General features: G+C 68.4%; 21 protein-coding genes and 1 riboswitch. Of the genes, 9 read left to right on the forward strand and 12 right to left on the reverse strand.

The annotated features are described in order from the left end of the window. Nucleotides 1-6: 6 nt before the first annotated feature. The 6 genes from glgB to T8K17_RS24065 form a co-directional block, all read right to left on the reverse strand. Nucleotides 7-2,187 carry a 1,4-alpha-glucan branching protein GlgB gene (gene glgB / locus T8K17_RS24040; protein ID WP_416153203.1) on the reverse strand — a complete coding sequence of 727 codons (2,181 nt, stop codon included), beginning with the start codon at nt 2,185-2,187 and terminating at the stop codon, nt 7-9. 104 nt (nt 2,188-2,291) lie between these two features. Continuing rightward, entirely contained in the window at nt 2,292-4,718 is a 2,427-nt protein-coding gene (locus T8K17_RS24045; protein ID WP_322332252.1) for a glycogen/starch/alpha-glucan phosphorylase, read from the reverse strand. 102 nt (nt 4,719-4,820) lie between these two features. Then, nucleotides 4,821-6,797 (reverse strand): 4-alpha-glucanotransferase, encoded by a 1,977-nt coding sequence (malQ, locus tag T8K17_RS24050; RefSeq protein WP_322332253.1) that lies wholly within the window; start codon nt 6,795-6,797, stop codon nt 4,821-4,823. After that, nucleotides 6,794-8,878, reverse strand: a complete 2,085-nt coding sequence (glgX, locus tag T8K17_RS24055; RefSeq protein WP_322332254.1) for a glycogen debranching protein GlgX — start codon at nt 8,876-8,878, stop codon at nt 6,794-6,796. Before glgX ends, malQ begins: the two co-directional genes overlap by 4 nt. A 215-nt stretch (nt 8,879-9,093) precedes the next feature. Beyond that, on the reverse strand, nt 9,094-10,038 hold the full coding sequence (locus tag T8K17_RS24060) for a fumarylacetoacetate hydrolase family protein (RefSeq protein WP_322332255.1): 945 nt from the start codon (nt 10,036-10,038) through the stop codon (nt 9,094-9,096). Further along, entirely contained in the window at nt 10,001-10,399 is a 399-nt protein-coding gene (locus tag T8K17_RS24065; protein ID WP_322332256.1) for a hypothetical protein, read from the reverse strand. Before T8K17_RS24065 ends, T8K17_RS24060 begins: the two co-directional genes overlap by 38 nt. A gap of 80 nt (nt 10,400-10,479) precedes the next feature. Between T8K17_RS24065 and T8K17_RS24070 the strand changes: the two genes are divergently transcribed. The 3 genes from T8K17_RS24070 to T8K17_RS24080 all read left to right on the forward strand — a co-directional run bounded on the left by T8K17_RS24070 (nt 10,480) and on the right by T8K17_RS24080 (nt 13,157). After that, on the forward strand, nt 10,480-11,010 hold the full coding sequence (locus T8K17_RS24070) for a hypothetical protein (RefSeq protein WP_322332257.1): 531 nt from the start codon (nt 10,480-10,482) through the stop codon (nt 11,008-11,010). A gap of 56 nt (nt 11,011-11,066) precedes the next feature. Beyond that, nucleotides 11,067-11,259: riboswitch (cobalamin riboswitch) on the forward strand. A 76-nt stretch (nt 11,260-11,335) separates the two neighbouring features. Beyond that, complete coding sequence (locus T8K17_RS24075; protein ID WP_322332258.1) at nt 11,336-12,181, forward strand: ABC transporter ATP-binding protein; 846 nt, start codon at nt 11,336-11,338, stop codon at nt 12,179-12,181. Then, nucleotides 12,165-13,157, forward strand: a complete 993-nt coding sequence (locus tag T8K17_RS24080; protein ID WP_322332259.1) for a TonB family protein — start codon at nt 12,165-12,167, stop codon at nt 13,155-13,157. The genes T8K17_RS24075 and T8K17_RS24080 overlap by 17 nt, the downstream gene beginning before the upstream one ends. 8 nt (nt 13,158-13,165) lie before the next feature. Here the strand turns inward: T8K17_RS24080 and T8K17_RS24085 are convergent, their stop codons facing one another. From T8K17_RS24085 to T8K17_RS24095, 3 genes are read right to left on the reverse strand one after another with little or no spacing between them, the layout of a single operon-like run. Then, nucleotides 13,166-13,807 carry a LysE family translocator gene (locus tag T8K17_RS24085; RefSeq protein WP_322332260.1) on the reverse strand — a complete coding sequence of 214 codons (642 nt, stop codon included), beginning with the start codon at nt 13,805-13,807 and terminating at the stop codon, nt 13,166-13,168. Further along, a complete protein-coding gene (locus T8K17_RS24090) occupies nt 13,800-14,264 on the reverse strand; it encodes an Lrp/AsnC family transcriptional regulator (protein ID WP_322332261.1) in 465 nt (154 codons plus the stop codon). Before T8K17_RS24090 ends, T8K17_RS24085 begins: the two co-directional genes overlap by 8 nt. Before the next feature lie 26 nt (nt 14,265-14,290). After that, nucleotides 14,291-15,478, reverse strand: a complete 1,188-nt coding sequence (locus T8K17_RS24095; protein WP_322332262.1) for an adenylate/guanylate cyclase domain-containing protein — start codon at nt 15,476-15,478, stop codon at nt 14,291-14,293. A gap of 90 nt (nt 15,479-15,568) precedes the next feature. Between T8K17_RS24095 and T8K17_RS24100 the strand changes: the two genes are divergently transcribed. After that, complete coding sequence (locus T8K17_RS24100; RefSeq protein WP_322332263.1) at nt 15,569-18,316, forward strand: ATP-dependent DNA helicase; 2,748 nt, start codon at nt 15,569-15,571, stop codon at nt 18,314-18,316. On the opposite strand, the gene T8K17_RS24105 is transcribed toward T8K17_RS24100, so the two are convergent. Continuing rightward, a complete protein-coding gene (locus T8K17_RS24105; RefSeq protein WP_322332264.1) occupies nt 18,317-19,348 on the reverse strand; it encodes a hypothetical protein in 1,032 nt (343 codons plus the stop codon). A 52-nt stretch (nt 19,349-19,400) separates the two neighbouring features. Beyond that, on the reverse strand, nt 19,401-20,456 hold the full coding sequence (locus T8K17_RS24110) for a COX15/CtaA family protein (RefSeq protein ID WP_322332265.1): 1,056 nt from the start codon (nt 20,454-20,456) through the stop codon (nt 19,401-19,403). A 187-nt stretch (nt 20,457-20,643) separates the two neighbouring features. Between T8K17_RS24110 and T8K17_RS24115 the strand changes: the two genes are divergently transcribed. The 5 genes from T8K17_RS24115 (at nt 20,644) to T8K17_RS24135 (ending at nt 24,923) form a co-directional block, all read left to right on the forward strand. Then, nucleotides 20,644-21,930: a hypothetical protein gene (locus T8K17_RS24115; RefSeq protein ID WP_322332266.1), complete on the forward strand. Its 1,287-nt coding sequence runs from the start codon at nt 20,644-20,646 to the stop codon at nt 21,928-21,930. A 216-nt stretch (nt 21,931-22,146) separates the two neighbouring features. After that, nucleotides 22,147-23,220 carry an NAD(P)/FAD-dependent oxidoreductase gene (locus tag T8K17_RS24120; protein ID WP_322332267.1) on the forward strand — a complete coding sequence of 358 codons (1,074 nt, stop codon included), beginning with the start codon at nt 22,147-22,149 and terminating at the stop codon, nt 23,218-23,220. Next, a complete protein-coding gene (locus tag T8K17_RS24125; RefSeq protein WP_322332268.1) occupies nt 23,217-23,531 on the forward strand; it encodes a 2Fe-2S iron-sulfur cluster-binding protein in 315 nt (104 codons plus the stop codon). The genes T8K17_RS24120 and T8K17_RS24125 overlap by 4 nt, the downstream gene beginning before the upstream one ends. Before the next feature lie 8 nt (nt 23,532-23,539). Continuing rightward, entirely contained in the window at nt 23,540-24,532 is a 993-nt protein-coding gene (locus T8K17_RS24130; protein WP_322332269.1) for a DUF2332 domain-containing protein, read from the forward strand. An 82-nt stretch (nt 24,533-24,614) separates the two neighbouring features. Next, nucleotides 24,615-24,923 (forward strand): 2Fe-2S iron-sulfur cluster-binding protein, encoded by a 309-nt coding sequence (locus T8K17_RS24135; protein ID WP_322332270.1) that lies wholly within the window; start codon nt 24,615-24,617, stop codon nt 24,921-24,923. Between the two features lie 62 nt (nt 24,924-24,985). On the opposite strand, the gene T8K17_RS24140 is transcribed toward T8K17_RS24135, so the two are convergent. Further along, complete coding sequence (locus T8K17_RS24140; RefSeq protein ID WP_322332271.1) at nt 24,986-25,264, reverse strand: Usg family protein; 279 nt, start codon at nt 25,262-25,264, stop codon at nt 24,986-24,988.

Raw genomic sequence — 25,264 nt, forward strand, 5'->3', positions numbered from 1 at the left:
CTGATCCTACCCCGTATGCTCCAGCACGACGCCGGCGAGCGGCGGCAGATCGACCACGATCGATTGGGCGAATCCGTCCCAGGGGATGGTCTCGCTCTCGAGCGTCTCGCGCATCGGCGCCCCGCTGCCGCCATAGGCGGTGGCATCGGTGTTGAGCCGCAGGGTCCAGGTGCCGTCGGCCGGCACCCCGAAGCGCCAACCCGGCCGCGGGACCGGGGTGAAATTGAAGGCCGCCGCCACCGGGGCGTCGCCCTCTTCCCCGTAACGGGCCCAGGCGATCACGGATTCCGCCTCCGCCCCGCCGTTGATCCAGCCGAAACCGTCCTCGCGCGTGTCGCGGCGGTGCAATGCCGGCAGCGACCGGTACAGCCGGTTCAAGTCGCGCACCAGCGCCTTCACGCCCGCATGATCGGCGGAGTCCAGGGCCGCCCAGTCCAGCTCGGAATCGTGGTTCCATTCCTTCGCCTGGGCCAGCTCGCCGCCCATGAACAGCAGCTTTTTGCCCGGATGGGTCCACATGAAGGCGTAGTAGGTCCGCAGGTTGGCGAAGCTCTGCCAGCGGTCGCCCGGCATCCGACCCAGCAGCGAGCCCTTGCCGTGCACAACCTCGTCGTGGCTCAGCGGCAGGATGAAGTTTTCGGTGAACGCGTAGTGCAGGCCGAATGTCATCTTGGAATGGTGGTAGCGCCGGTGGAGCGGATCCTCCTTCATGTATTCCAGGGTGTCGTTCATCCACCCCATGTTCCACTTGAAGCCGAAGCCGAGTCCGTCCTCGCTGGTCGGCCGGGTGACGCCCGGCCAGGCCGTCGATTCCTCGGCGATGGTCATGACCGAACTGTCGGCGCCGTAGACAACCTCGTTCATCCGCTTCAGCAGGGCGATGGCTTCCAGGTTCTCACGGCCGCCATGGACGTTCGGCACCCACTCGCCGTCGGACCGGCTGTAATCGCGGTACAGCATCGACGCGACGGCATCGACCCGCAGCCCGTCGGCATGGTGTGCCTCCAGCCAGTACAGGGCGTTGGCGATGAGGAAGTTCGACACCTCGCGGCGGCCGTAATTGTAGATCAGGGTGTTCCAGTCCTTGTGGAATCCCTCGCGCGGGTCGGCGTGTTCGTAGAGCGCGGTGCCGTCGAACTGGCCGAGGCCGTGCGGATCGCTCGGGAAATGCCCCGGCACCCAGTCGAGGATCAGCCCGAGGCCGTGCGCGTGGCAGGCCGCCACGAAATCGCGGAACTCCTCCGGCCGGCCGAAACGGATCGACGGGGCGAACAGCCCGACCGGCTGATAGCCCCAGGACCCGTCGAACGGGAACTCCGAGATCGGCATGACCTCGATATGGGTGAAGCCCATTTCCGCCACATAGGGCACCAGTTCCTCGGCGAGCTCCTTGTAGGACAGCATGCGGCCGTCCTCTTCCCAGCGCCGTTTCCACGATCCGAGATGGACCTCGTAGATGGAGATCGGTGCGTCGATCCGATTGCGCTCGGCCCGCGACGCCATCCAGGCGTCGTCCGGCCAGCCATAGCCGCGCAGGTCGCGCACGATGGAGGAGGTTTCCGGCGGATGCTGGGAGCCGAAGCCGATCGGATCGGCCTTCAGCGGCAGCAGCATGCCCCCGGGCCCGCGGATCTCGTATTTGTACTGCATGCCGGCTTCGAGGCCGGGCAGGAAGATCTCCCATACGCCGGTGGCGCCGCGGCGGCGCATCACGTGGCGGCGGCCGTCCCAGGCATTGAACTCGCCGACGACGGACACCCGCATGGCATTGGGCGCCCAGACGGCGAAATGGACACCCTCCACCCCCTCATGGGTGATCGGATGGGCGCCGAGAACCTGCCACAGGCGCAGGTGGCTGCCTTCGGAGAGGTAGTACTCGTCCTGCTCGCCGATGACCGGACCGAACGCATAGGGATCGACGACGTCCCAGGTATCCTGCCCACGATGGGCGCGCAGCCGATAGGCGCCGGGATCGGCGCCCAGTCTGGCGGCGAAGACCCCGTCGGCCTTGGCCGGCGACAGCTCCGCCACCGGTTTGCCGGATTTTCCGGGGATCAGCTCGACGCGCTCGGCGCCGGGAATGTAGGCCCGCACGACGACGCCGTCGCCCTGCGGATGAATGCCAAGTACCGAGAACGGATCCGGGAAGATACCCCGGGCGATATCGGCGGCGGTCGTCGGATCGATGAGCTGTGTCTCGTCGGTCATGGATCTCCGCTTTGCCGGTTGTTGTCAGGTCGATGTCCCCGCTCCCGAGGTCGGGAGCGGGCGGACGGTCGACGCCGCGGGCGCTATACCCGCGCGTCCACCTCCCAGACATCCTTCGCGTAACCACGGATTGTGCGGTCGGAAGAGAACCACCCCATTGGGGCGGTATTGAGGACGGCGCTTCTGGCCCAGGCGTTCTTGTCGGCCCAGGCCGCATCGACCTCGCGCTGCGCCGCGTAATAGGCATCGAAATCGGCGCAGACCATGAACCAGTCGTGGCCGCGCAGATTGTCCACCAGCGCGCGGTACCGATCGGGATCCTCGGGCGAGAACAGGCCAGAGGCGATCTGGTCCACCACCTCGGCGAGGCGGGGAGACGCGGCGATGGCGTCGGAGGGGTTGTAGCCGTCCTCGCGGGCGGCGGTCACCTCGTCGGCGGTCTTGCCGAAGATGAAGATGTTCTCGTCGCCGACCCGCTCGCGGATCTCGACATTGGCGCCGTCCAGCGTGCCGATGGTCAGCGCGCCGTTCATGGCGAACTTCATGTTCCCCGTCCCCGACGCCTCCATCCCGGCGGTGGAGATCTGCTCGCTGAGATCGGCGGCGGGGATCAGCACCTCGGCCATGGAGACGTTGTAGTTCGGCGGGTAAACGATCGCGAGCCGGTCCCTGGTCTCCTCGTCGGAATTCACGGTGCGGCCGATATCGTTGATCAGCTTGATGATCAGCTTCGCCATGGCGTAGCCCGGCGCGGCCTTGCCGCCGAAGATCCGGACGCGCGGGGCGAACGGGGCGGACGGGTTCCGCTTCATCTCGTTCCACGCGGCCGCCGCCTCGAGAATGTTCATGAGCTGGCGCTTGTACTCGTGGATGCGCTTGATCTGGATGTCGAACATCGCCGTCGGATCGACGGTGATATCCAGTTTGGTCTTCAGGAACTTGGTCAGCAGCTCCTTGTTGGTCTGCTTCGCCTTGGTGAACCGGGCACGGAAGCCCGCATCGTCGGCCAGCGGCGCGATGACCTTGAGCTGCTCCAGGTCGGTCTCCCAGCCATGGCCGACCGCTTCGGTCAGCAGACCGGCCAGCGCCGGGTTGCAGCCGGCGAGCCAGCGGCGCGGCGTGACGCCGTTGGTCTGGTTCACGATCCGGTCGGGGTGAAGCTGGTGCAGGTCGCGGAACACCGTGCGCTTCATCAGGTCGGTATGCAGCGCCGACACGCCGTTCACCTTGCGCGCGGAGATGAAGGCCAGATCGCCCATCCGCACGCTGCCGCCCTCGACGATCTTGACGCTGTCGGGGCGCGGCTTGTTGGCCGCCTGGGTGGCGTTGGCATGCGCCTCGTCGATGCGCTCGATGAGCTGCATGTGGCGCGGCAGGACCCGCTGCATCAGGTCGACCGGCCAGCGCTCCAGCGCCTCGGGCATCAGCGTGTGGTTGGTATAGTGCAGGCAGCCGCGGGCCACCAGGAAGGCCTCGTCGAAGTCCAGGCCGTGCTCGTCGATCAGGATGCGGACAAGCTCCGGGCCGGCGATGGCCGGGTGGGTGTCGTTGAGCTGCACCGCGACCTTCTCCGGCAGTTTCCGGATGTCCTTGTGATGGGCCAGGAAGCGACGCACCAGGTCGCGCAGGGACGCGGCGGTGAAGAAGAACTCCTGCTTCAGGCGCAGTTCCTTGCCCTGGGGCGTGCTGTCGTCCGGATACAGGACCCGGCTGATGGTCTCGGCCAGCACCGCGGGGGCGGCCGCTGCCAGGTAGTCGCCGCGGGAAAACGGCTCTAGATCGTAGACCTGGGTCGCCTGGGCCGACCACAGGCGCAGGGTGTTCACCCAGCGGCCGCGCCAGCCCGGGACCGGGGTGTCGTAGGCCGCCGCCAGGACCGTCTCGGCCGGCTCCCAAACCTTGCGTCCATCCTCCTTCTGGCGGACCTCGCCGCCGAAGCCGATCGGATAGACGCTCTCGGAGCGCTGGAACTCCCAGGGGTGGGCCTGGGTCAGCCATTCCTCCGGCTGCTCGATCTGCCACCCGTCGCGGAACCGCTGCTTGAACAGCCCGTGCTCGTATCGGATGCCGTAGCCGTAGGCGGCGACGCCGACGGTCGACATGCTGTCGAGGAAGCAGGCGGCCAGCCGGCCGAGGCCGCCATTGCCGAGCGCGGCGTCCGGCTCGTCGTCGACCACCTCGTCGTAGTTCACGCCGAACCGGTACATCGCCCGGCGGGCATGGTCCTCGATCCCGAGATTCAGGACGGCGTCCTCGAGCAGACGGCCGATCAGGAACTCCATGGAGAGGTAGTAGACCCGCTTTCGGTCCTCGGCGTAGACGCGGCGCGTGGTCTCGAACCAGGGGTCGACCACAAGGTCCCGCACCGCGCGCGACAGGGCCAGCCGCCAGTCCGACAGGGACGCCGCCGCGGTGGTCTTGCCGATCGAATAGAGCAGGTGGTCGTGGATGGCGCTTTCCAGATCCCCGGACGCCGTCCGCGCCCGAGCCAGGGCCTGCAATCCATGCATATGAAGTATCCCTTTGCTATCACCCGCAATATCCGGATCCCCGCCGCTTCACCGACGAATTCCGTACCCGCTACGCTGTGCTGCGTTTCCCCGCCCGTGTTTTTATCTATCGCGCGTCCGGCGATTTTCCACCGAGCGCCGCACGGGTTCCAGCGCGGAGATGTCGTTCAGATCACCGACACCAACGGGGCATTTTAGGCGCCAGTTCGGGTATTCGTCGACCGTCCCGGGAAAATTAGGCTGCTCGACCCTGGCGAACACGTCGTCGAGCTGCACAGCGATAAGGTCCGACGCCCCCTCCGCCAGCGTGGCGTGGATGCGCGCGATCCGTCCCGCGTCCAGGTCCTCCGGCGGCTCGTCGGACGCCTCGTCGACCAGCCAGTGGAGCCGGCGGCGGTCCCAGTCCCGGCGCTGCCGGGCGGCTGCAGCCATCGCATCGTCCAACTGGCCGAAGCTCTGCTGACGCTCGATCTCCCATCCCTTCCAGAACCCGCGGACCGTCGGGGTGTCGTGGGTGGAGAAACTCGCCAGCGTGCCGGCCCGGTAATCCGAAGGGTCAGTGAGGTCGCCGTCCGGATCGCGTTCGAACTGGGCCACTGAGCAGCCGTAGAGATGCGACTCGGCCAGCCGATCCCGCAGCCCTTCCGGCAGGACGCCCAGATCCTCGCCGATCATGATGCAGTTGGCGTGGAACGCCTCGACCTTGGTCATGGCCAGGAGCAGGTCCGTCGGATAGCGCACATAGGCTCCCGGCGTGCCGTCCTCCGGCACCCAGAAGCAGCGCATGAAGCCCAGCACATGGTCGATCCGGGCGAGCCCCGCATGGCCGACGACGGCGCGCATGGTGTCGACGAAGGGGCGGAACAGGTCGTTCCGCAGTCCCAGGGGCGACATGGGCGCCAGGCCCCAGACCTGACCCTTGGCATTGAACTGATCCGGCGGGGTGCCCAGCGACACGCCGCGGGCGAAGGAATTCGGCTCGCCCCAGACCTCGGCCCCGTCCGGGCGCACGCCGATGGCGAGATCCACGTACAGGCCGAGCGCCATGCCGGACGAGCGGGCCGTCCGCTGAGCATCGCCGAGCTGGCTGTCCGCAAGCCACTGCAGATAGGCGTGATACTCGACCTCCTGCGCATTCTCGGCGGCGAAGCGCAGGACGGCTGAGGCGGTCGGATGTTTCAGCGCCTCCGGCCAGACGCGCCAATCGGCGCCATGGACAAGGGACAGGGCCTCGAAGGTGGCGAAATCCTGAAGCGCCGATCCGGAACGCTGGCGGAAGGCACGGAAATCCTCCGCCTCCACCGCGTCCATCCGCCTATGCTCCTGGCGCAGCAGACGGTCCAGGGCCAGGCGGCCGCCGGGATAGTCGACCTGCGGCGTGGCACGCAGGGTCTGGCCGTTCTCCGCATCCCCCCGGGGGGCGATATGCGTGGTGTTGAGGAAGCCTCTGTGGGTCGGCGAATACGGGCTGATCGTCCCGGATGCGGCACCCAGCGCATGGACCGGATTGATGCCGAGGAAATCGGCGCCCTGACGTCCGAGCGCCTCGGCCGCCTTCCCGAGATCCCGGTAGGTCCCGATCCCCAGGTTCTCCTCGGAGCGCAGGCCGTACAGCGCCGTCGTCACGCCCCAGCGGGGCGCGGTAAGCCCCCAGGTCGACAGGTCGGGCGCCGCTTCCGGAGCGGCCACCACCAGGGTCGGGCGCTCCTGAACGATGACGACATGCAGGCCGACAGGCAGCGCCGGCAGCGCGATGACGCCCTCCTCCGAGCGGCCGCCTCGCAGCCGCTCCTCCGTACGAGGATCGGGCGCCAGCCGCCATTCGACGTCCCAGCCCTGGACCTGTAGGTCCGCCGGTTCTCCCGCCCGGACCACGACGGCAGCCGGAAGCGACCGCACCTCGGCCTCCGCCTCCAGCCGCCGCAGCGTGTCGACCGGACGCTCGGCATCCAGGCCCATCGCCGCGAGCAGCGCCCGCTTGGTGTCCGGGGAGGCGACATGCTCGACGGCGGCAAGATCGCGGTAGCGGTCGAAGATACCGGCATGGGCGGCGAGAGCGTCCAGGGCGGTGTCTGTCATTCGGTCGTCCCGTCTCGGTTCAGGGCAAAGATGACAACGCTTTCCGCGCTGACCGATTCCTCATCGCGCACCGGCCGTTCGTCCTCGGTCGGCGCCGATGTGTCGAGGCAGCGGATCCACGACCGCCCCTGCGGGGACTCCGGCATCGTAATCGGGCGATCCCGGTTCGCCGTATTGAAGGCGAGAAACACGTCATCGTCGATCAGCGACGGATCGGCCGCTTCTGCCGAGCCCCGGACCCGCAGGCAGAAGATCCCAAGGCCGGGATCGCGCCAGTTGACCCCGCCGCCCTCGAACGACCGCCAGATCACGTCGGGCTGGCCGTCCTCGGCGCGGACGCGGCCGTGCAGGAACCGTCCCTGACGTAGGGCGGGATGGGATTTCCGCAATGCCGTCAGCCGCTGGACGAAGGCGAGCAGGTCCCGATCGGCATTCGCCCAATCGATCCAGCCGATCTCGTTGTCCTGGCAGTAGGCGTTGTTGTTGCCGCCCTGGCTGTTGGCGATCTCGTCGCCGGCCAGCAGCATCGGCGTGCCCTGGGACACGAACAGCGTGGTCAGGATGTTCCGGCGGCGGCGGTCGCGGCGCGCCAGGATCTGCGGGTCCTCTGTCGGCCCTTCGGCCCCGCAATTGTCGCTGTAATTGCCCTCGTGGCCGTCGCGGTTGTCCTCGCCGTTGGCCTCGTTGTGCTTCTCGTTGTAGGCGGTGACGTCGGCCAGGGTGAAGCCGTCATGGGCGGTGATCAGGTTCAGCGAGCTCCAGGCCGGGCGCCCGCCCTCGTCGAACATCTCCGCCGAGCCCAGCAGCCGGGCGGCCAGCCCGTGGGCACCGTGCTCGTCGCCGCGCCAGAATTTCCGCACCTCGTCGCGGTAGCGGTCGTTCCATTCCGCGAAGGGGAACGGGAAGCCACCGAGACGGTAGCCGCCCGGGCCGATATCCCACGGCTCAGCGATCAGCTTCACGCCGGAGAGGATCGGGTCCTGAATCATCGCGTCGAGCAGGCCGGCGCTCGCCTCGAAGCCCTTCTCCTCGCGGCCCAGCACGGTGGCGAGGTCGAAGCGGAACCCGTCCACCCCCATCTCCTCCACCCAGTAGCGCAGGCTGTCGAGCACCAGACGGGTGACGAAGGGGTGCGAGGTGTTGAGGGTATGGCCGCAGCCGGTGTCGTCGGCGTAGTACCGCGGCCGGCCGCGCTGGAGGCGGTAATAGGCGGCGTTGTCGAGGCCGCGGAACGACACGGTCGGGCCGCGCTGGTCGGCCTCGCCGGTGTGGTTGTAGACCACGTCCATCAGCACCTCGATCCCGGCATCATGCAGACGGCGCACCGCATCGCGGAACCCTTCCGGACCGGACGGCCCGGCATAGCGGGAATCCGGCACGAAATAGGAGATCGGGCTGTAGCCCCAGTAATTCACCAGCCCCTTGTCGGCCAGGAACCCCTCGTCGAGGATGCCCTGGATCGGCAGCAGCTCGACCGCGGTCACACCCAAGGTCTTCAGGTGTTCGATGACCTTGGGATGACCGAGCGCGTCGTAGGTGCCGCGCAGCGGCTCGTCCACCGCCTCGAACTGCTTGGTCAGCCCCTTCACATGGGCTTCGTAGATGATGCTGTCGGCCCATGGGGTACGCAGGCGCGGACCGGTATCGACGGTCCCCGACGGGGCCAGCACCACGCATTTCAGCACGAAGGGCGCGCTGTCGCGGCCGTCGAAGGACAGGTCCTCGTCCGCCGCCCGCACGTCGAAGCCGTAGAGGGCATCGCTCTGCACGAAGGCGCCGTCCAGTGCCCGCGCATAGGGGTCGAGCAGGAGCTTGTTCGGGTTGAAGCGCTGACCCCGGTCCGGCGCGTATCCGCCATGGACCCGGTAGCCGTAGCGGCATCCGGCTTCCAGCCCCGGCACGAAGCCGTGCCAGATCGGCCCGCTGCGCTCCGGCAGGTCGACCTTCTCGACCTCATTGCCCTCGGCGTCAAACAGACAAAGTTCGACGCGGGCGGCGTTCTCGGAAAAGACAGCGAAGTTCACGCCCCCGTCTTCGACATGGGCGCCAAGACGGTGATAGTCGCCGGCCAGGATCTCCAATTCGGACTCCTCCAGGTGGCAAACGGACGTCGGTGTCGAGCATATCCGGTCCACAGCAAAGTGCCACCACGCGTATGCTGCAGTGCGACAGGCTTAGGGATTGGGCGAAAGAAAACCCCGTCCACGGTGACGGAGGAAACAGACCCATCGGTGCTGTTTACAACGCGGCCCGGTCCGGACGGTTCCCGCCCGGACCGGCGCATCGCAGGTGCGAACTACTTCGCGTATTTGCCGGTGAGCTGCGGTGTATAGGGACCGGACAGTCCCTTCTCCTTGTGCTGCAGGCGGCTGTCCCGCCCCCAGGTACGCTTCAGGGGATCGCTGACCGACACTTTCAGCACGCCCATCCCGGCCACTTCCAGCTCGATCCGGTCGCCGTCCATGAACGGGCTAAGGCCCCGGTGGTTGGTCCCGGTGGCGACGATGTCGCCCGGCTCCAGCGTGTGCATGGCGCTCAGCCACTCGATGCAGCGCGGGATCTTGTGCGCCATGTCGGAGGTGTTGAACGACTGGCGGACATCGCCGTTGACGCTCAGGCGGACGTCCAGGTCGTTCGGATCCACCACCTCGTCCTTGGTGACCAGGTACGGGCCGATCGGCGCGAAGGTCTCGCGCGACTTCACCTGGAAGAACTGATTGCCGGCCGGCGGCAGGTTGCGGGCCGACCCGTCGATGAAGTTCATGTAACCGAACACATAGTCCATCGCCTCGTCGGCCGAGACGTTGGAGCAGCGCTTGCCGATCACCAGCGCCAACTCCGCCTCGCCCTCGAAGACGTCGGCCGGGACGTCCGGCAGGACCATGGTGCCGCCGGTGCCGATGATCGCGCTGGGCGATTTGTGGAAGCCGTTGATCAGCGGCTTCTCGGTCAGGGTGCCGTCTTCCATGTAGTTCACGGCCATGCAGTCGATCTGCCGCGGCAGCGGGAGCGGCGGCCGGATGGTGACGGCGTCCAGGGCCACCGGCTTGCCGGCGGAAACGGCCGCCTCGATCTTGCCGCGGGTCTCCTCGTAGGTCGCGATCACCGCGTTGATCAGGCCCCGGTTGTCCAGGTGGGGCAGATGCGCGACGGCATCGGTGACGTCGACCACCCCGTCGCCGGACAGAACGCCCAGCCGCCAGTCACCGAGGTCCGGGTGATCGAAATACAGAAACTTCATGGCCGCTATCTCCCTCTGCGCCGCGCCCTTCGAACCGGGCTTGGCCGGGATCATAGGCGGCTCCCTCTTCCAAGGGAACGCATGCAGGCAGGTCGCCCGCCTCCACCTCCGAGGCCATGGCGATGCTGGTGACCGATGGCAGGGCGAAGCGGGCCACGGGCGTACCGCCGGTCACCGGGTGCAGCAGAACGACACAGGAGACCAGCGCCGTGGACCCTGCTGCGGCCAGCCCCATGAAGACCTGCTCCACGACCGGCGGCACGGCCGATTTTCGCTCCAGAACCGCGATGGCAATGCCGCACCCGGCGGTCGCCAACAGCAGGGAGAGGGTCGTCAGGCTGAGGATCAGGGAAATCGACATGAGGCGCGCCTTCTTGTTGCAACTCATTCTCAATTTCAGTATCTACAAATGAGAACCAGTCGCAACAAGGGATTTCGGCAATGGCCCAACCCTCAGAACTCAGACCCGCCCGGCGCAGTACCGCCGGGTCGCGCACTCCGATCTGCCGACTGACCACCGGAGAGGCCCTGATCGTCTGGGCGATCCGGCACTGGGTGCAGTCGGTGAAGGCCCGGCTCGACCCGCGCGACCTGCTGCGCTGCGGCTTCGCGACGATCGAGGCGGAGGACGTGAGCGACGCGGTGGACCGGCTGCTGATGGTCACCCTGCGCGAGGCGACGACGGTGCGCGACGTGGGCTGCCTGCGGTGCCCGACCCTGGGGGACGGCGAGCGCGACATCCTGGAAGCGGTCGCCCTGTCCCAGCGCGGCCGGCGCGAGGAGGCGATGGCGGTGGTTCAGTCCTGGCTCCCGCTATCGGCGGCGCTGCGGGCGTATGACGACATCGCGACCATCGGCCGGGCGCTGACCGGGGTCGACATGACGGTGCCCGTGCGCCGCAAGTCGGCACCCGACATCCGGTTGCTGGAGGGGATCGCCACCCATCCGGAATCCTCCCCCATGCTCCACTGACGGCCGGATATCCGCCGATTTCCGGCGAAATTCCTTGCATCTCCGGCCCCGAGACCGGAGACTGCGGCCGTCGTGGTGATCGCTCTCCGACAGGAGATCCGATCAGGGAAGCCGGTGAGAGACCGGCGCTGCCCCCGCAACTGTAAACGGCGAGCGACCCCCGAATAGCCACCGGACTTGCGCCGGGAAGGACGGGGGTTCGCGTCCGAGCCGTGAGCCAGGAGACCGACCGCGACGCGTCACCATCCGGCGGGCGGGGTGTTCCGACGGTAGGGCCGAGGCCCGAGCGGTGGCGATATGCGCCATCGCGATCGGACCGCCTCGCATGAGAAACGCCCTCGATCCCTCCCCAACCGCCTCGGCGACCGGACTCCGCGCCTGCGACGTCAGCCTGGATGTCGGCAACCGCGCGCTGCTCGACCGGGTCAGCCTCCACGTCCGTCCGGGCGAGGTTGTCGGTCTGCTCGGTCCCAACGGATCGGGCAAAAGCACGCTGCTGCGGATCCTCGCCCGCCTTGCCGAGCCGACCGGCGGCACGGTCACCCTGGACGACGCGCCGATGGTTGGGCTCGACCGGAGGATCACCGCCCGCACCCTCGGCTATCTGCCCCAGAGCGCCCGCAGCGAGTGGCCGATCTCGGCCCGCGAAACCGTCATGCTGGGGCGCACGCCGTTTCTCTCCCCGGTGTCCCGGATATCGGAGGCCGACCGAACGGCGGTCGACGAGGCCCTCGCCGTGACTGACACCAGCCATCTGGCCGAGCGCGCGGTGACGACCCTGTCCGGCGGAGAGCGGATGCGGGTGATGCTGGCCCGGGTGCTGGCGGGCGAGCCGACCCTGCTGCTGCTGGACGAGCCGGTGACGGGCCTGGACCCGCGCCACCAGTTGGAAGCCATGATCCTGCTCGACCGGCTGGCGCAGGATGGGCGCGGCACCCTGGTGGTGCTGCACGACCTCACCCTGGCCGCGCGGTTCTGCCATCGGGTCTATGTGCTGCACGAGGGAATGGTGGTCGCCGAGGGCCCGCCGGCTCGCGCCCTCGATGCGGCGACCATCGCCGCGGCCTTCGAGGTCGAGGCCCGGCGCATCGGCGAGGGCGACAATGCCCTTATCGTGCCCTGGTCGGTGCAAGTGAACGGGTCGGAGGATCGGAATGCCGGCCGCCGCTGACCGCATCCTCGGTCCCGCGCCGCCGCAACCGGCCGGCCGGCCCCTCCTGGTGGCCCTGGCGGTCGCCGCGTCGGTCGCGGTGCACGGCGTTGCCCTGGCAGCCGCCATCGGCTGGTGGGGCGGTCCGCAGACGACGGCGCCGGAACCGTTCGAGGTGGTGATGGTCACCCTCACCCAGCCGAACCGGACGGCCGCGCCGGGGTCCGCCATCGCCGGCGGTCCGGCACCGCAGCCGGCCGACCGCGCGGGACCGCCGGCCGTCACCATGCCCGTCGCCGAGGCCGCCGCTCCCGCGGTCGCCGCCCCCCTGCCGTTCAGCGCACCGGCCGCAACGGACAGCCCCGCCCGCCCGGTACCGGCGCCCCTACCGGCCAAGGCGATGCCGGCGGCACCCGCCCCGGCGCCGGTCCAGGTCGCCGAAGTGCGGCCCGAGGCGGCCGCTGTCGAGCGGGTCGAGACGCCGGAGCCGGTGCCGGCCCGGATCGCAGAGCCGCCGCGTCCCGTCGCCCGCCCTGCGTCACCCTCGGCGGCACCCCCTGCCGCGCCTCCCGCCGCCGTGGCGTCACGCGAGGGCGCCGCGAAACCCGCTGCGGCATCCACCGAGACCGCCTCCCCCGCCCGAGGCGCCGGACCGGCGAGCACGCCGACCAGCGTGGCGGCATTGAGCGGACTGCGAGACGATGAGGCTGGCGGCAGCAGCCCGGCCGAGTTCTCCGTCGGCTCGGCCGGCAATCCGGCCCCCGACTATCCTTTCCGGGCCCGCCAGCGCGGCTGGGAGGGGCGGGTCGTGCTGCGGGTGGCGGTCGATCGTTCCGGCCACCCGGTGCGCATCGCCGTCGCCGAAAGCAGCGGCCACGGCGTGCTCGACACCGCCGCCCATCAGACCGTCGCCACCTGGGTCTTCCGCCCGGCGCGGCGCGGCGGCCAGCCGGTCGCCGGCGAGACCCTGGTCCCGGTCGTCTTCCGGCTGAACTGAGATGTCGGCTAGATCAGGGACAGTCCGCGGGCGATGGCCAGCAGGCCGAAGCCGATAATCAGCGCCCCGGCCCCGCGGTTGATCCAGCCGATCGCCCCCTCGCTCAGGCGCCGCCGCAGGAACCCGTCGACGGCGCCGGCCAGGATCAACCACCAGATCCCGGAGCCGAGAAACACGCCGAGGATCAGCAGCAGGGCCGGCCTCCAGCCCGCGTCGTCCCCCAGCACCACGCCGAGCCCGGCGAACAGGGCGACGAAGGTCAGGATCGTCTGCGGGTTGGCGAGGGTCAGGCCCACCGTCTGCACGAAGGCCATCATCGGATGCGGGCCGACCGGCGCGGTGCGGGCGGGTCCGGCCGCCCGGCTGCGCCAGGACTGGACGCCCAGCCAGACGAGGGCCGCCCCGCCGGCCAGCGCCAGCACCGTCTGCCAGGTCAGCAGGAAATCGGAGACCGCCGTCAGCCCGAAAGCCGCCACCGCGCCATAGGTCGCATCGGCGACCGCTGCCCCCATGCCGGTGGCGAACCCGGTGGCGAACCCGTGGTCCAGGGACCGGCGGATGCAGAGCAGGCCGATCGCGCCGACCGGCATCGCCAGGGCGAGCCCGAACAGGAAACCCTGGGAGAAAGGCCCCACCCCCCAGTCAGTCATCCTCCGGCTCCGCGATCGGAAGAGCCCCGTTCTCCTTGGCTGACGACAAGGCGATATGGGTGCGGCTGCGGGCGACCCCGGGCAGGGCCTTGAGCCGGCCGGTGATCAGCGTCTCCAGCGCCTTGGTGTCCCGCGCCCGCACCTTCAGCAGATAGGACCACTCGCCGGTCACGTGGTGCAGCTCCAGCACCTCGGGCATCAGGGCGGCGGCGGCCAGGAACCGCTCGTTATGCTCTGTGCGCTCGATTTCCACGAAGATGAAGGCGAGCAGGCCGAGATCGACCGCATCGGGATCGACACGGGCCGACCAGCCGGTGATCACGCCGCGCTCCTGCAGCCGCTTGAGCCGGTCGTTCGCCGCCGACACGGACAGGCCGCAGGCGCCGGCGATCTCTGCATTGGTCGCCCGGCCGAAGACCTGCACAAGTCCAACAATTTTCCGGTCTATATCGTCCATGACCGGATAATTAGCGGACTTCTGCTCTATTTCAAGGAAAACAACGGGATCTCGATCGTCATGCCCCGAACCGGATGGAGGCCCATCTCGCGGATGTCATCGGCCGGCAGGTGCGCCGCCACGTCGGCCGAGGCCAGGATCGGGCAGTTCAGGGGCCGGCACAGCGCCTCGATCCGGCTGGCCAAGTTGACCGCCGGACCGATCACGGTGAACGCTTGGCGCCCGCCGGCCCCGACATTGCCGTAGCGCACGGTGCCCATATGCAGCGCGATATCGACCGGCAGGGCCGCGGGCTCCTCCTCGCGGAAGGCGCCGATTCCCGCCTGGATCGCCCGGGCTGCTGCCGCACCTCGGATACAGGCCTCCGCTGGATTGCCCGCCGCGTCGAAAGCCGCCAGATATCCGTCCCCGAGAAACGCAAGGATCTCGCCGCCTTCCGCCTCGATGGGCGGGATCATGGCGTCGAAATGCCGGTCGAGGAACTCGACCAATCGGGCGCCGGGCATGGTGTCGCTCGCCGCGGTGAAGCCGGACAGGTCGGCGACCAGGATCACCGCCTCCAGCGACTCGGTATGGCCCGGCTGGACAGCGCCGCTGAGCACGGCGGCACCGGAGCGCGGGCCGAGATACGCGCCCAGGAGATCCCGGGCGATCGCCCGTTCCCGCCCCGGCTCGCACGCCGCCACGATCCGCGAGACGAGCCGATCCAGTAGAGCCAGATCCGCCGCGGCGAATCCGGCCGGATCCCGCGACAGCCAGCGGATGATGAAGCCTTCGGAGCGCTCCGGCCCCGGCGTGCCGATGGGAACCAGATGGGCGAGGTAGTCGGTGAAGCCCTCGTCCCGCAGCTCCTCGAACACGGCAAAATCCATCGGACACTCGGGCAGCGCCAGGGGCCGATGCATCCGCTGCTCGCCACGACGCAGCATGTAATAGAGCGGGCTCTTCAGCCACGTCTCGCGGGCGTCGTCGGCGTGACGGAAGACGCTGCTGTTCAGCGCCTCGTCGGCCTTCCAGGTCACCGCGATCGCATCGATCTCCGGGTGCAGGGTACGGGCGCCGACTCGGATCTCATCGAGGGCCACGCCGAGACCGGTCAGCACTTCACTGGCCGCCGCCACGATCGTCTCGACATCGGCGCGCACCAGCGCGAACTGCACGAGCCGATCCTCCAGCGCGCGCAAGGCCGCCTCTCGGCCCTCCCTATCAGCCATCGCCGTTCCGTCCTGCCAGTGTGAGACGGCAAATCTACCCGTCGCCGACGCTCGCTTTCAAACATTCCGGCAGCCTGCTAGACGAAACCCATGCGTTCCCCCGTCGCCCGCGAGATCAGCCAGATGCACGCCCTGCACGCTTCCCCCGTGGGAACGGCGTGGCGGCTGCCCGACGGCACCATCGGACATCCGACACCGTCCCAGGCGGCCCTGCGGGCCCATGAGACGCCGCCGGTGGTCTGTCACGCCCGCTCCATCGCCAGGCGGCTGGGTGTGGAGCAGATGGCCGCCCTGGATGTGCTGGAGCTCTTCGCCTTCGTGCGGCCGGCCCAGTTCTGCCTGCCGACGCCGCGCGGCCTGGCGGAGGCGATGGACCTGCCGATCCCCCATACGCTGGACGACGCGCCCGACACCCTGCTCGCCGCGGCGGACGCCCTTCTGGCGGAAATCCCCGAGCGCCAGGCCCTGGGCCAGCGCGACCGCTGGGCGCGGCCGATCGCCAAGGCGATGCATGACGGAGGCTGGGGCTGGGGCCGACTCATCCTCCTGGCCCTGGACGAGCCCGATCCGGGACCGCCGGGCCCCATCCGCCCGGCCACGATGGAAGTCTGGCGGGAACTTCAGGAATGGTCGGAACACGCCCCGCAGCCGCCCGCCGGCCACGAGCCGGTCGGCGAGAGCGAGGCCCGGGTCCGCCTGTCCTCCATGCTCGGCGACAAGGCAGAGCCGCGCCCGTCCCAGGCCGACTATGCCGCCGCCACCTCCGCCGCCTTCCGGCCGCGCGAGCGCGAGGACGAGCCAACGGTCGTCCTGGCCGAGGCCGGGACCGGCGTGGGCAAGACCATGGGCTATCTCGCCCCCGCCTCGGTCTGGGCGGAGAAGAACGAGGGGGCGGTCTGGATCTCCACCTATACCCGCAACTTGCAGCACCAGATCGACGGCGAACTCGACCGGCTCTACCCGGACCCGGTCGGCAAGGCGCTGAAGGTGGTCGTGCGCAAGGGGCGCGAGAACTACCTCTGCCTGCTGAACCTGGAAGAAGCGATCCGCACCCTCACCCTGCAGCCGCAATACGCCACCGCCCTCGGGCTGATGGCGCGCTGGGCGCGGGCGACGCGGGACGGCGACCTGCAGGGCGGCGACTTCCCCGCCTGGCTGTCCGACATTCTGGGCCGCGGCCGTACGCTCGGCCTCGCCGACCGGCGGGGCGAATGCGTCTATTCCGCCTGCCCGCATTACAACAAGTGCTTCATCGAGCGCTCGGTGCGCCGGGCCCGCCGCGCGCGGATCGTCATCGCCAACCACGCGCTGGTGATGATCCAGGCAGCATTGGGCGGGGTCGACGACGCCCATGTGCCGACCCGCTACGTCTTCGACGAGGGCCATCACGTCTTCGACGCCGCCGACAGTGCCTTCTCGGCCAACCTGTCGGCCCTGGAGGCGGTGGAGCTGCGCCGCTGGCTGCTGGGCGCCGAGACGCGGCGCGGCGGCCGGGCGCGCGGCCTGCGCCGCCGGGTGGAGGAACTGATCGCCGACCGGGCGACCGCCCTGGAGGCGATGGACGAGATCGAGGAGGCCGCCCGCGCCCTGCCCGGCGACGGCTGGATGAACCGGATCTCCGACGCCCAGCCGAAGGGGCCGACCGAGACCTTCCTCGTCATGGTCCGCCAGCAGGTCTATGCCCGATCGGCCGACCCGCGCTCACCCTACGGGCTGGAATGCGAGACCCGCCCGCCGGTGGAGGGTTTGGCCGCCGCCGCCCGCGTGCTGGAGCAGGCGCTGCGCCGGCTGGTGGAGCCGATGCTGGCCCTGCGCAAGGATCTGCTCGCCATGCTGGACGAACAGGCCGAGGAGCTGGAGACGGCGACCCGCCTGCGGATCGAGGCGGCCGCCCGCTCCCTGTCCCGGCGCGGCGAGTCCATGGTTGAGGGCTGGCGCTCCATGCTGTCCAGCCTGGAGGCAGAGACCCCGGCGGAGTTCGTCGACTGGATGGCGGTGGAACGGATCGAAGGCCGCGACATCGATATCGGCCTGCACCGCCACTGGATCGACCCGACCCGCCCCTTCACCGAAACCGTGGCGAAGACCGCCCACGGTCTGGTAGTGACCTCGGCCACCCTGCGCGACGGGACCGGCAACGACGATCTGGACTGGCACGCGGCGGAGGCCCGCACCGGCTCGCTACACCTGCCGAAGCCGGCGATCCGCACCGCCGTCGCTTCGCCCTTCGACTATCCGAACCGGACCCGGGTCTTCATCGTCGGCGACGTCCGCAAGGACGATTTCGACCAGGTGGCCGCCGCCTACCGCACCCTGTTCCAGGCATCGGGCGGCGGGGCGCTGGGCCTGTTCACCGCCATCAGCCGGCTGCGCCAGGTGCATCACCGCATCGCCCCCGCCATGGACCAGGCCGGGCTGCCGCTCTACGCCCAGCATGTGGACGGCATGAACCTCGCCACCCTGATCGACATCTTCCGGGCCGAGCCGGAGAGCTGCCTGCTCGGCACCGACGCGGTGCGCGACGGGGTCGACGTGCCGGGGGACAGCCTGAAGCTGATCGTGTTCGACCGGGTGCCCTGGCCGCGCCCGGACATTCTCTACCGCGCCCGCCGCTCGGCCTTCGGCGGCAACGCCTATACCGACATGCTGACCCGCCTGCGACTGAAGCAGGCCTTCGGCCGGCTGATCCGCCGGGCGGGGGACAAGGGGGTCTTCGTGCTGCTCGACCCGAGCATGCCGAGCCGCCTGCTCGGCGCCTTCCCGCCGGACGTCCCGGTGAAGCGCTGCGGCCTCGCGGAAGCGGTCGCGGAGACGACGGAGTTTCTCAAGGCCGACTGATCAGGCGCGGTCGGGACGCAGACGGCGCAGGCCCGGGGGGATCGCCGCCTCGACCTGGCCCGTCAGCCGCTCCCGGTTCTTCAGCGCCGCATATCCTGCCAGCAGAACCAGGATGCCGATCCCGCTGAGCGCGAAGGGGAACCAGGCCGAGTCCTCGAACAGCCGGAAGGCGAGATAGCCCAGATAGCCCATCACCCCGATCACGCCGAAGACCATGAACACCCGGCGGCGCAGGAACACCGACAGCGCGATAAGCCCGACATTGAGCAGGCAGTACAGCAGCCGCGCCAGCTCGGTCTCGGCCTCCGACAGCGACAGGCCGCCCCAGAACGCCAGCATGCCGAACAGGTAGAGCCAGAACGCATAGTCCTTGCGGAACGACAGATCGGCCCAGTAGGCGACGAGCAGGACCGGAATGCCAAAGACCATCGACACCGCGCGGCGGATCTCGAAATAGTCCGACCGCTCCTCGACCAGCAGCGGCGCGATGTCCATCGACATGAACCACAGCACCATGCCGATCACGAACACCAGGAAGGGGAAGCGGTACAGCCGCAGCAGCACCGCGCCGGCCGCCAGCGTGGCGACCTCCATCACGAACCAGCCGCCTTGGATGTAGCGCGTGAAATCGCCGTACTCGCCCGGCTCGGCATCCGGCCAGAGACCGGCTTCCACCTGGGCGCCGTAGACGATCATCGGCACCATCGCCAGCGCGACGGTGACGCACAGACCGCCGGGCACCGTCATGCCTGCCCGCCGGGTCAGCAGGTCGCCGGCGATCAGGAACACCGCACCGTAGAGGAAGCCGATCACGGCGATCGACAGGCCGGAGAACGTCTCCCAGCTCTGGCCGACATAGAGGGTCATCGCCGCGATGACGATCAAGGCGCCGGCGTAGAACAGGACATTGACGGCGGTGAAGGGGGCTCCCTGCCGCGAGGCTTCCATGTGCCGCCACAGGTCACTGCCCTGCTCGGCGCTCAGGCCGGTCTGGTCGACCGCCAGGTCGAAGTCGCGTCGGGTGATCTTCATGCGCAGCCCCAAGTCGCCCCCGCAAGCCGGGAGGCGGTAGTGGAGCCGTGAATCAGGGCGTGCGCAAGGCGAAGCGCGTCCACACCGCGAGGCTGAACAGCACCACGGCTCCGGCCTGATGCAGGGCGCCAAGCCAGACCGGGACAACCGCCAGCAGGGCCGAGATGCCAAGCCCGACCTGCACCAGCACCATCCCACCTAGCAGGGTCAGGGCAAGCTGCGCCGTGTCCTCGGTGCGCGGCCGGTTGCGCAGCACGAAGACCACGGTCAAGAGCGCCGTAAGCACCGCCACCCAGCGGTGGTGGAACTGCACCGCAGGCACATGCTCGATCAGCGACCGCCAGCCCAGATCCGCGTCCCAGTACTCCGCCGGCACGAAGCGGCCGTCCATCAGCGGAAAGGTGTTGTAGGCATAGCCCGCATCCGTCCCGGCGACGAAGGCGCCCAGCACCACGGTGATGGACACCGCGGCCAGCACATGCCCGGCGCCGATCCGCTGGCTGCGGGTACCGCCCGAGGGCTTCTGGACGAGACCCAGCGCGGTCCAGAGCAGCAGGCCGAGGATCAGGAAGGCCATGGAGAGATGGACGGACAGGCGGTAGGGGCTGACCCGCGCCTCGTCCACTAGACCCGACGTCACCATCCACCAGCCGATGGCGCCCTGGATGCCGCCCAGCACGAACAGCAGCACCAGCCGCGGCGCCAGCGACCGCTCGATCCTGCCGGTCAGCAGGAAGAACAGGAACGGAAGAGCGAAGACGAGACCGATCAGCCGTCCCCAGACCCGGTGGACGTACTCCCAGAAGAAGATCGTCTTGAAGTCATCGATCGTCATCCAGAAGTTGACCGCCTTGTATTCCGGCGTCGCCTTGTACATCTCGAACACGCGCTGCCATTCGGCATCGCCCAAGGGCGGGATCCAGCCAACCAGCGGACGCCACTCGACCATGGAGAGGCCGCTCTCGGTGAGCCGGGTGATGCCGCCGATCACAATCATCGCCGCCACCATGAAGGCGGAGGTGAACAGCCAGGCCGCCACCGCAGGACGGGCGCGTCCGGCCTTGCTCGAACCCGTCCCCGAGGACGGCATGTACGTCGTGTCGCTCATGGCATCGGGATATGGACCAGCGCCCCGGCCCGGTCAATTTCCGGCAAAGCGGCCAAGCGCCGCACTCTGCGGTGCCCGGGCGCGTGCCGCAATCTTCGCCTGGATCCCCCAAATGGGGTAATCGCCCTGTTTCAGAACCCGCTAAGCATTCGGCTGCCTACAACTGAACGTCTAATGGGAGCGGGCCATGAGTACAGCACGAACACTAGTGAAAATCGCAAGTCTGGCGGTAGTCCTTGCCGGTTGCGCCAACGCGAATTCCATCTATCGCGGCCCCGAGATCGGGGGCGAGAAGGTTCTCCTCATCGATGCCAAGCAGCGCGCTATTACGGTCGGCCAGCGTGACGGTCATAAGCCTGTGTACTGCGCCGAGCCGAGCCCCGACGCGTTCTCCGTCTATTCGGCAGCGATCGGCGGCGGCCTGTCGACGCCGCAGCAGGTCTCCGCGGCCCTCTCGGCCGCCTTCAACGAAACCGGATCGTCCATCGGCCTGCGCACGCAGACCATCCAGATGCTGCGGGATTCCATGTACAGGCTCTGCGAGGCCTACAATAACGGAGCCATGTCCGGGCTCGCCCTCCAGCGGGCGCATCTCCAGGCCCAGAACACGATGATGGCTCTCCTGGCAGTCGAACAGCTCACCGGCTACGCGCTGCCCACGGTCGCCCAGCAGGGCGGAAAGGCGGCGGCCAGCGCCGAGGCAAGCCAGAAACTCAATCTCGTCCAGGAGCTTCAGGACACGACCGAGCGGCTCCGGGAGGAAGAGTCGGAACTCGAGGAGAAGGTCCGGCTTCAGGAGGAGGAAGCCACGAAGGCCGAGGAGGAGCGGGACGCCGCCCGCGACGCCGCGGCCGCAGAGGGCGCCGGGTCGGCCGAGCAGCGTCGCCTCGCAGAAGCGCAGAGCAAGGTCGATCAGGAGCGCGAGCGACGGAACAATGCGCGGGACAAGTTGGAGGAGAAGCGGTCGCTGATCTCCAAGCTCGAGCGGTCGCTAGACCTCGCCGTCAAATCCACTGCCGAAGCCGAAAGCACGTTCGGGACGACCGCCCAATCGGGCAACAGCAATGTCGACAAGGATACGGCGGTCGCGATCTCGACGGCAGTTCGCGATATCGTGTTCCAGACCCTGGTATCCTACGACACCATCGACCGCTGCTTGCAGGTTCTCGAGGAGCAGGTTCCGTCGCAATCGAGCGCCGCGGCAACCTGCCAGGAGTATCTGTCCACTGCGCTTTCCAACGCCCAGAGACACCAGGAGCTGATCCAGATGAGGAACCTGGACCTTCAACAGGAGGAGATGCGTCTGCGCATGGCGGCGAGCGACAGGACCGCCGAAAGCGCCGTCGTCCTCGCTCCTTCAGGAAGTCTGCCGAAGAACAAGGAACTGACGGTGCGCCCCGTGATTCCGATGATCCCTCAGGAGCCGGCAGGCATTCCGCCTTTCATCCAAACGGTGCCCAAAGGCCGGTTCTGATCCTCCCTTCCGAAATCCTCGATCCTCGTGCCTCCGCGGACATCCGTCCCGGGGGCACGATGCCGTTTGCCCCCTTTGTCCCGCAGCCCGAGCAAGTATCTCTTGTCATTTTCATTCGCATACGAACAATACCAAGACAATCGAGTGCTTGGCCCGGACCGGCCGGGTGCCTATGTTCGGCGCGGTTACCTCACACTTCGAGCCCCGAGCTGCCCCATGTCCCCAGACGCCGCCACCGCCGCTTCCATCGCCACCGCCGAGGGTGCGGGCCCGCATCAGACCGATGTGACCATCATCGGCGCCGGACCCTGCGGCCTGTTCGCGGTCTTCGAGCTCGGGCTGCTCGACCTGAAATGCCACCTGATCGACATTCTGGACAGGCCGGGCGGGCAATGCGCCGAGCTGTATCCGGAGAAGCCGATCTACGACATCCCGGCCGTTCCGGTCTGCACCGGCCAGGAACTGACCGACCGGCTGATGGAGCAGATCGCTCCGTTCAGTCCTGTCTTCCACCTCAGCCAGATGGCCGAGAAGCTGGAGAAGCTGGAGGACGGCACCTGGCGGCTGACCACCGACACCGGCACGGTGATCGACAGCAAGGTCATCGTCATCGCCGCCGGCGGCGGATCGTTCGTGCCGAAGAAGCCGCCGATCCCGGGCATCGACGCCTATGAGGGCACCAGCGTGTTCTACGCGGTGCGCAAGATGGAGCAGTTCCGCGACAGGAAGCTGGTCATCGCCGGCGGCGGCGACAGCGCGCTGGACTGGGTCCTGAACCTGCAGCCGCTGGCCGAGTCCGTCACCCTGGTCCACCGGCGCGACGAGTTCCGGGCCGCGCCCGACAGCGTCAACAAGATGCGCGCCCTCGTGGCCGAGAAGAAAATGACCCTGGAGATCGCCCAGATCTCCGGCCTTCAGGGCGAGAACGGCCAGCTCACCGACGTGGTGTTCAAGGACAAGGACCGCGGCGAGTGGTCGGTGCCCTGCGACATGCTGCTGCCGTTCTACGGCCTGACCATGAAGCTCGGCCCCGTCGCCGAGTTCGGCCTGAACCTGGAGCAGAACCTGATCCCGGTGGACACCGAGCGGTTCGAAACCTCCACCCCCGGCATCTTCGCCATCGGCGACATCAACACCTATCCCGGCAAGCTGAAGCTGATCCTCTCGGGCTTCCACGAGGCGGCACTGATGAGCCAGGCGGCCGTCCGCATCGTCTATCCGGACCGCAAGATCCGATTCCAGTACACGACCTCCTCCACCGACCTGCAGAACAAGCTCGGCGTCGCATGATCCTCAACGTGACCACCCCCGACGGCGAGCGTCATGAGCTGGAAGCGCTGGCGGGGTGGCGCGTGATGGAGGTCATCCGGGACTGGGGACTGCCGATCCTCGCTGAATGCGGCGGCGCATGCTCCTGCGCCACATGCCATGTGTATGTGGACGCGGAGTGGCTCGACCGGCTGCCGCCGCGCAGCGAGGAGGAAGAGGAAAAGCTGGACGAGGCATTCGACGTCCGCGACACCTCCCGCCTCTCCTGCCAGATCCTGATGCGCGACGAGTTGGACGGCATGCACGTCACCCTCGCGCCCATGGCCAGATAAGCCACCCGATGGACGACACGGCCGCGATCGCCAAACGCTATCGGGACTTTGTCGAGGAGCAGGTGCGCGGGCGGTCGCCGATCTATGTCGCGCTCGGCCTGGCGGTGGCCGAGACGCCGGAGACCCTCGCCTTCCTCGCAACGCTGCCGGCGCCGAAGCAGCAGCCGAACCTGCTGCTCGCCGCGGTCCGCCATGTCTGCGGTGTGCCGGCCGACGGCGCCGCCTTGACCGCGGCAATCCGGAGCCAGGGCGAGGCGATCCGCGCGGTCATGCTGTCCCACTCGACCCAGACCAACGAGCCGGGCCGCTGCGCCCTGCTGATGCCGGTTCTCGCCCGTCTGCCGCAACCGATCGCCTTGTTCGAGATCGGGACGTCGGCCGGTCTCTGCCTCTATCCGGACCGATACGGCTACGACTACGGCGGTGTCCACCTGATGCCCGAGGGAGCAGGCGACAACGTGCCGGTCTTCCCCTGCGCGGTCGAGCCGGCGGCGTTGGTCCCGTCCCACTACCCGACCATCGCGTGGCGCGGCGGTCTCGACCTCAACCCGCTCGACGCCACCGATCCGGAACAGGTGGCTTGGCTGCAGACCCTCGTGTGGCCGGAGCAGACCGACCGGGCCGACCGGCTCGGCAAGGCCCTGGCGATCGCCCGGCAGGCCCCGGTGGCGATCCGCAAGCGCAGCCTGCTCGACCCGTTGGACGACGTGTTCGACGGCGCCCCCGCGGGAGCCACCCGCGTGCTGATCCACAGCTCGGTGCTGGCCTATATCGACGACGGGGAGCAGAGGCGGCAGGTCTGCGACCGTATCCGGGCAGCCTGCGACGTCTGGATCTGCAACGAGGCCACCCGCGTCCTGCCCTGGATCGCCGAGCAGGCCACGGCCTCCCCGCCGAACGGGATGTTCATGCAGGCGGTTAACGGAAAGCCGGTCGCCTGGACCGACCCGCACGGAGCGGCGCTGACCCTCATCGGCGACCGCCTGGCACTTCCGATCTGACGCGTAAAGCCCTGGACCGAACCCGAACGTTCCCCTAAACCTCGGAAAAAGTCCGAATGCCATGCAAGTCGAGGGGACCCCGATGAAAATCATTGTGACGGATCGCGACGGCGGCGAGCACGCGGTCGAGGCGACCAAGGGCTGGCGGGTGATGGAGATCATCCGCGAGGCCGGTCTGCCGATCACCGCGGAGTGCGGCGGCGCCTGCGCCTGCGCCACGTGCCATGTCTATGTCGCGCCCGAGTGGTGGGACAGGCTGGAGCCACGGGGCGAGGAAGAGAACGACATGCTCGATCTCGCCTTCGAGGTTCAGGAGAACTCTCGGCTGTCCTGCCAGATCCTGTTCGACGAGAGCCTGGACGGCTTGAAGGTCACGCTCGCGCCTGAGTGAGCCTGAAAGACCGAAGGGCCCTAAGCGGCCCTTCAATCCCTTGTCAGCGGCTGCCCTGAGCCTCAGTGATACCCGAACTCGTGAGCGGCGTAGGCGATCTCCTGCGGTCTGACCAGTTCGGCGTTCGTAATCCGGACGGTATGCAGGCGACCCTCGATATTCCGTTCCCAATAATCCAGGAATTTAGTCAGCCGGGGGAAATCGGGGGTGATATCCATCTCCTGCCACAGATAGCTTTGGAGAAGCTTGGGGTAATCGGGAAGACGATAGAGGATTTCCGCCGTGGTCAGCCGATATCGATACAAGTCGTTGACGCTCGGACGGGTTCCGGAATTCAGCAT

Origin of the sequence: Thalassobaculum sp. OXR-137, from assembly GCF_034377285.1 — a bacterium.
GTDB lineage: Bacteria > Pseudomonadota > Alphaproteobacteria > Thalassobaculales > Thalassobaculaceae > Thalassobaculum.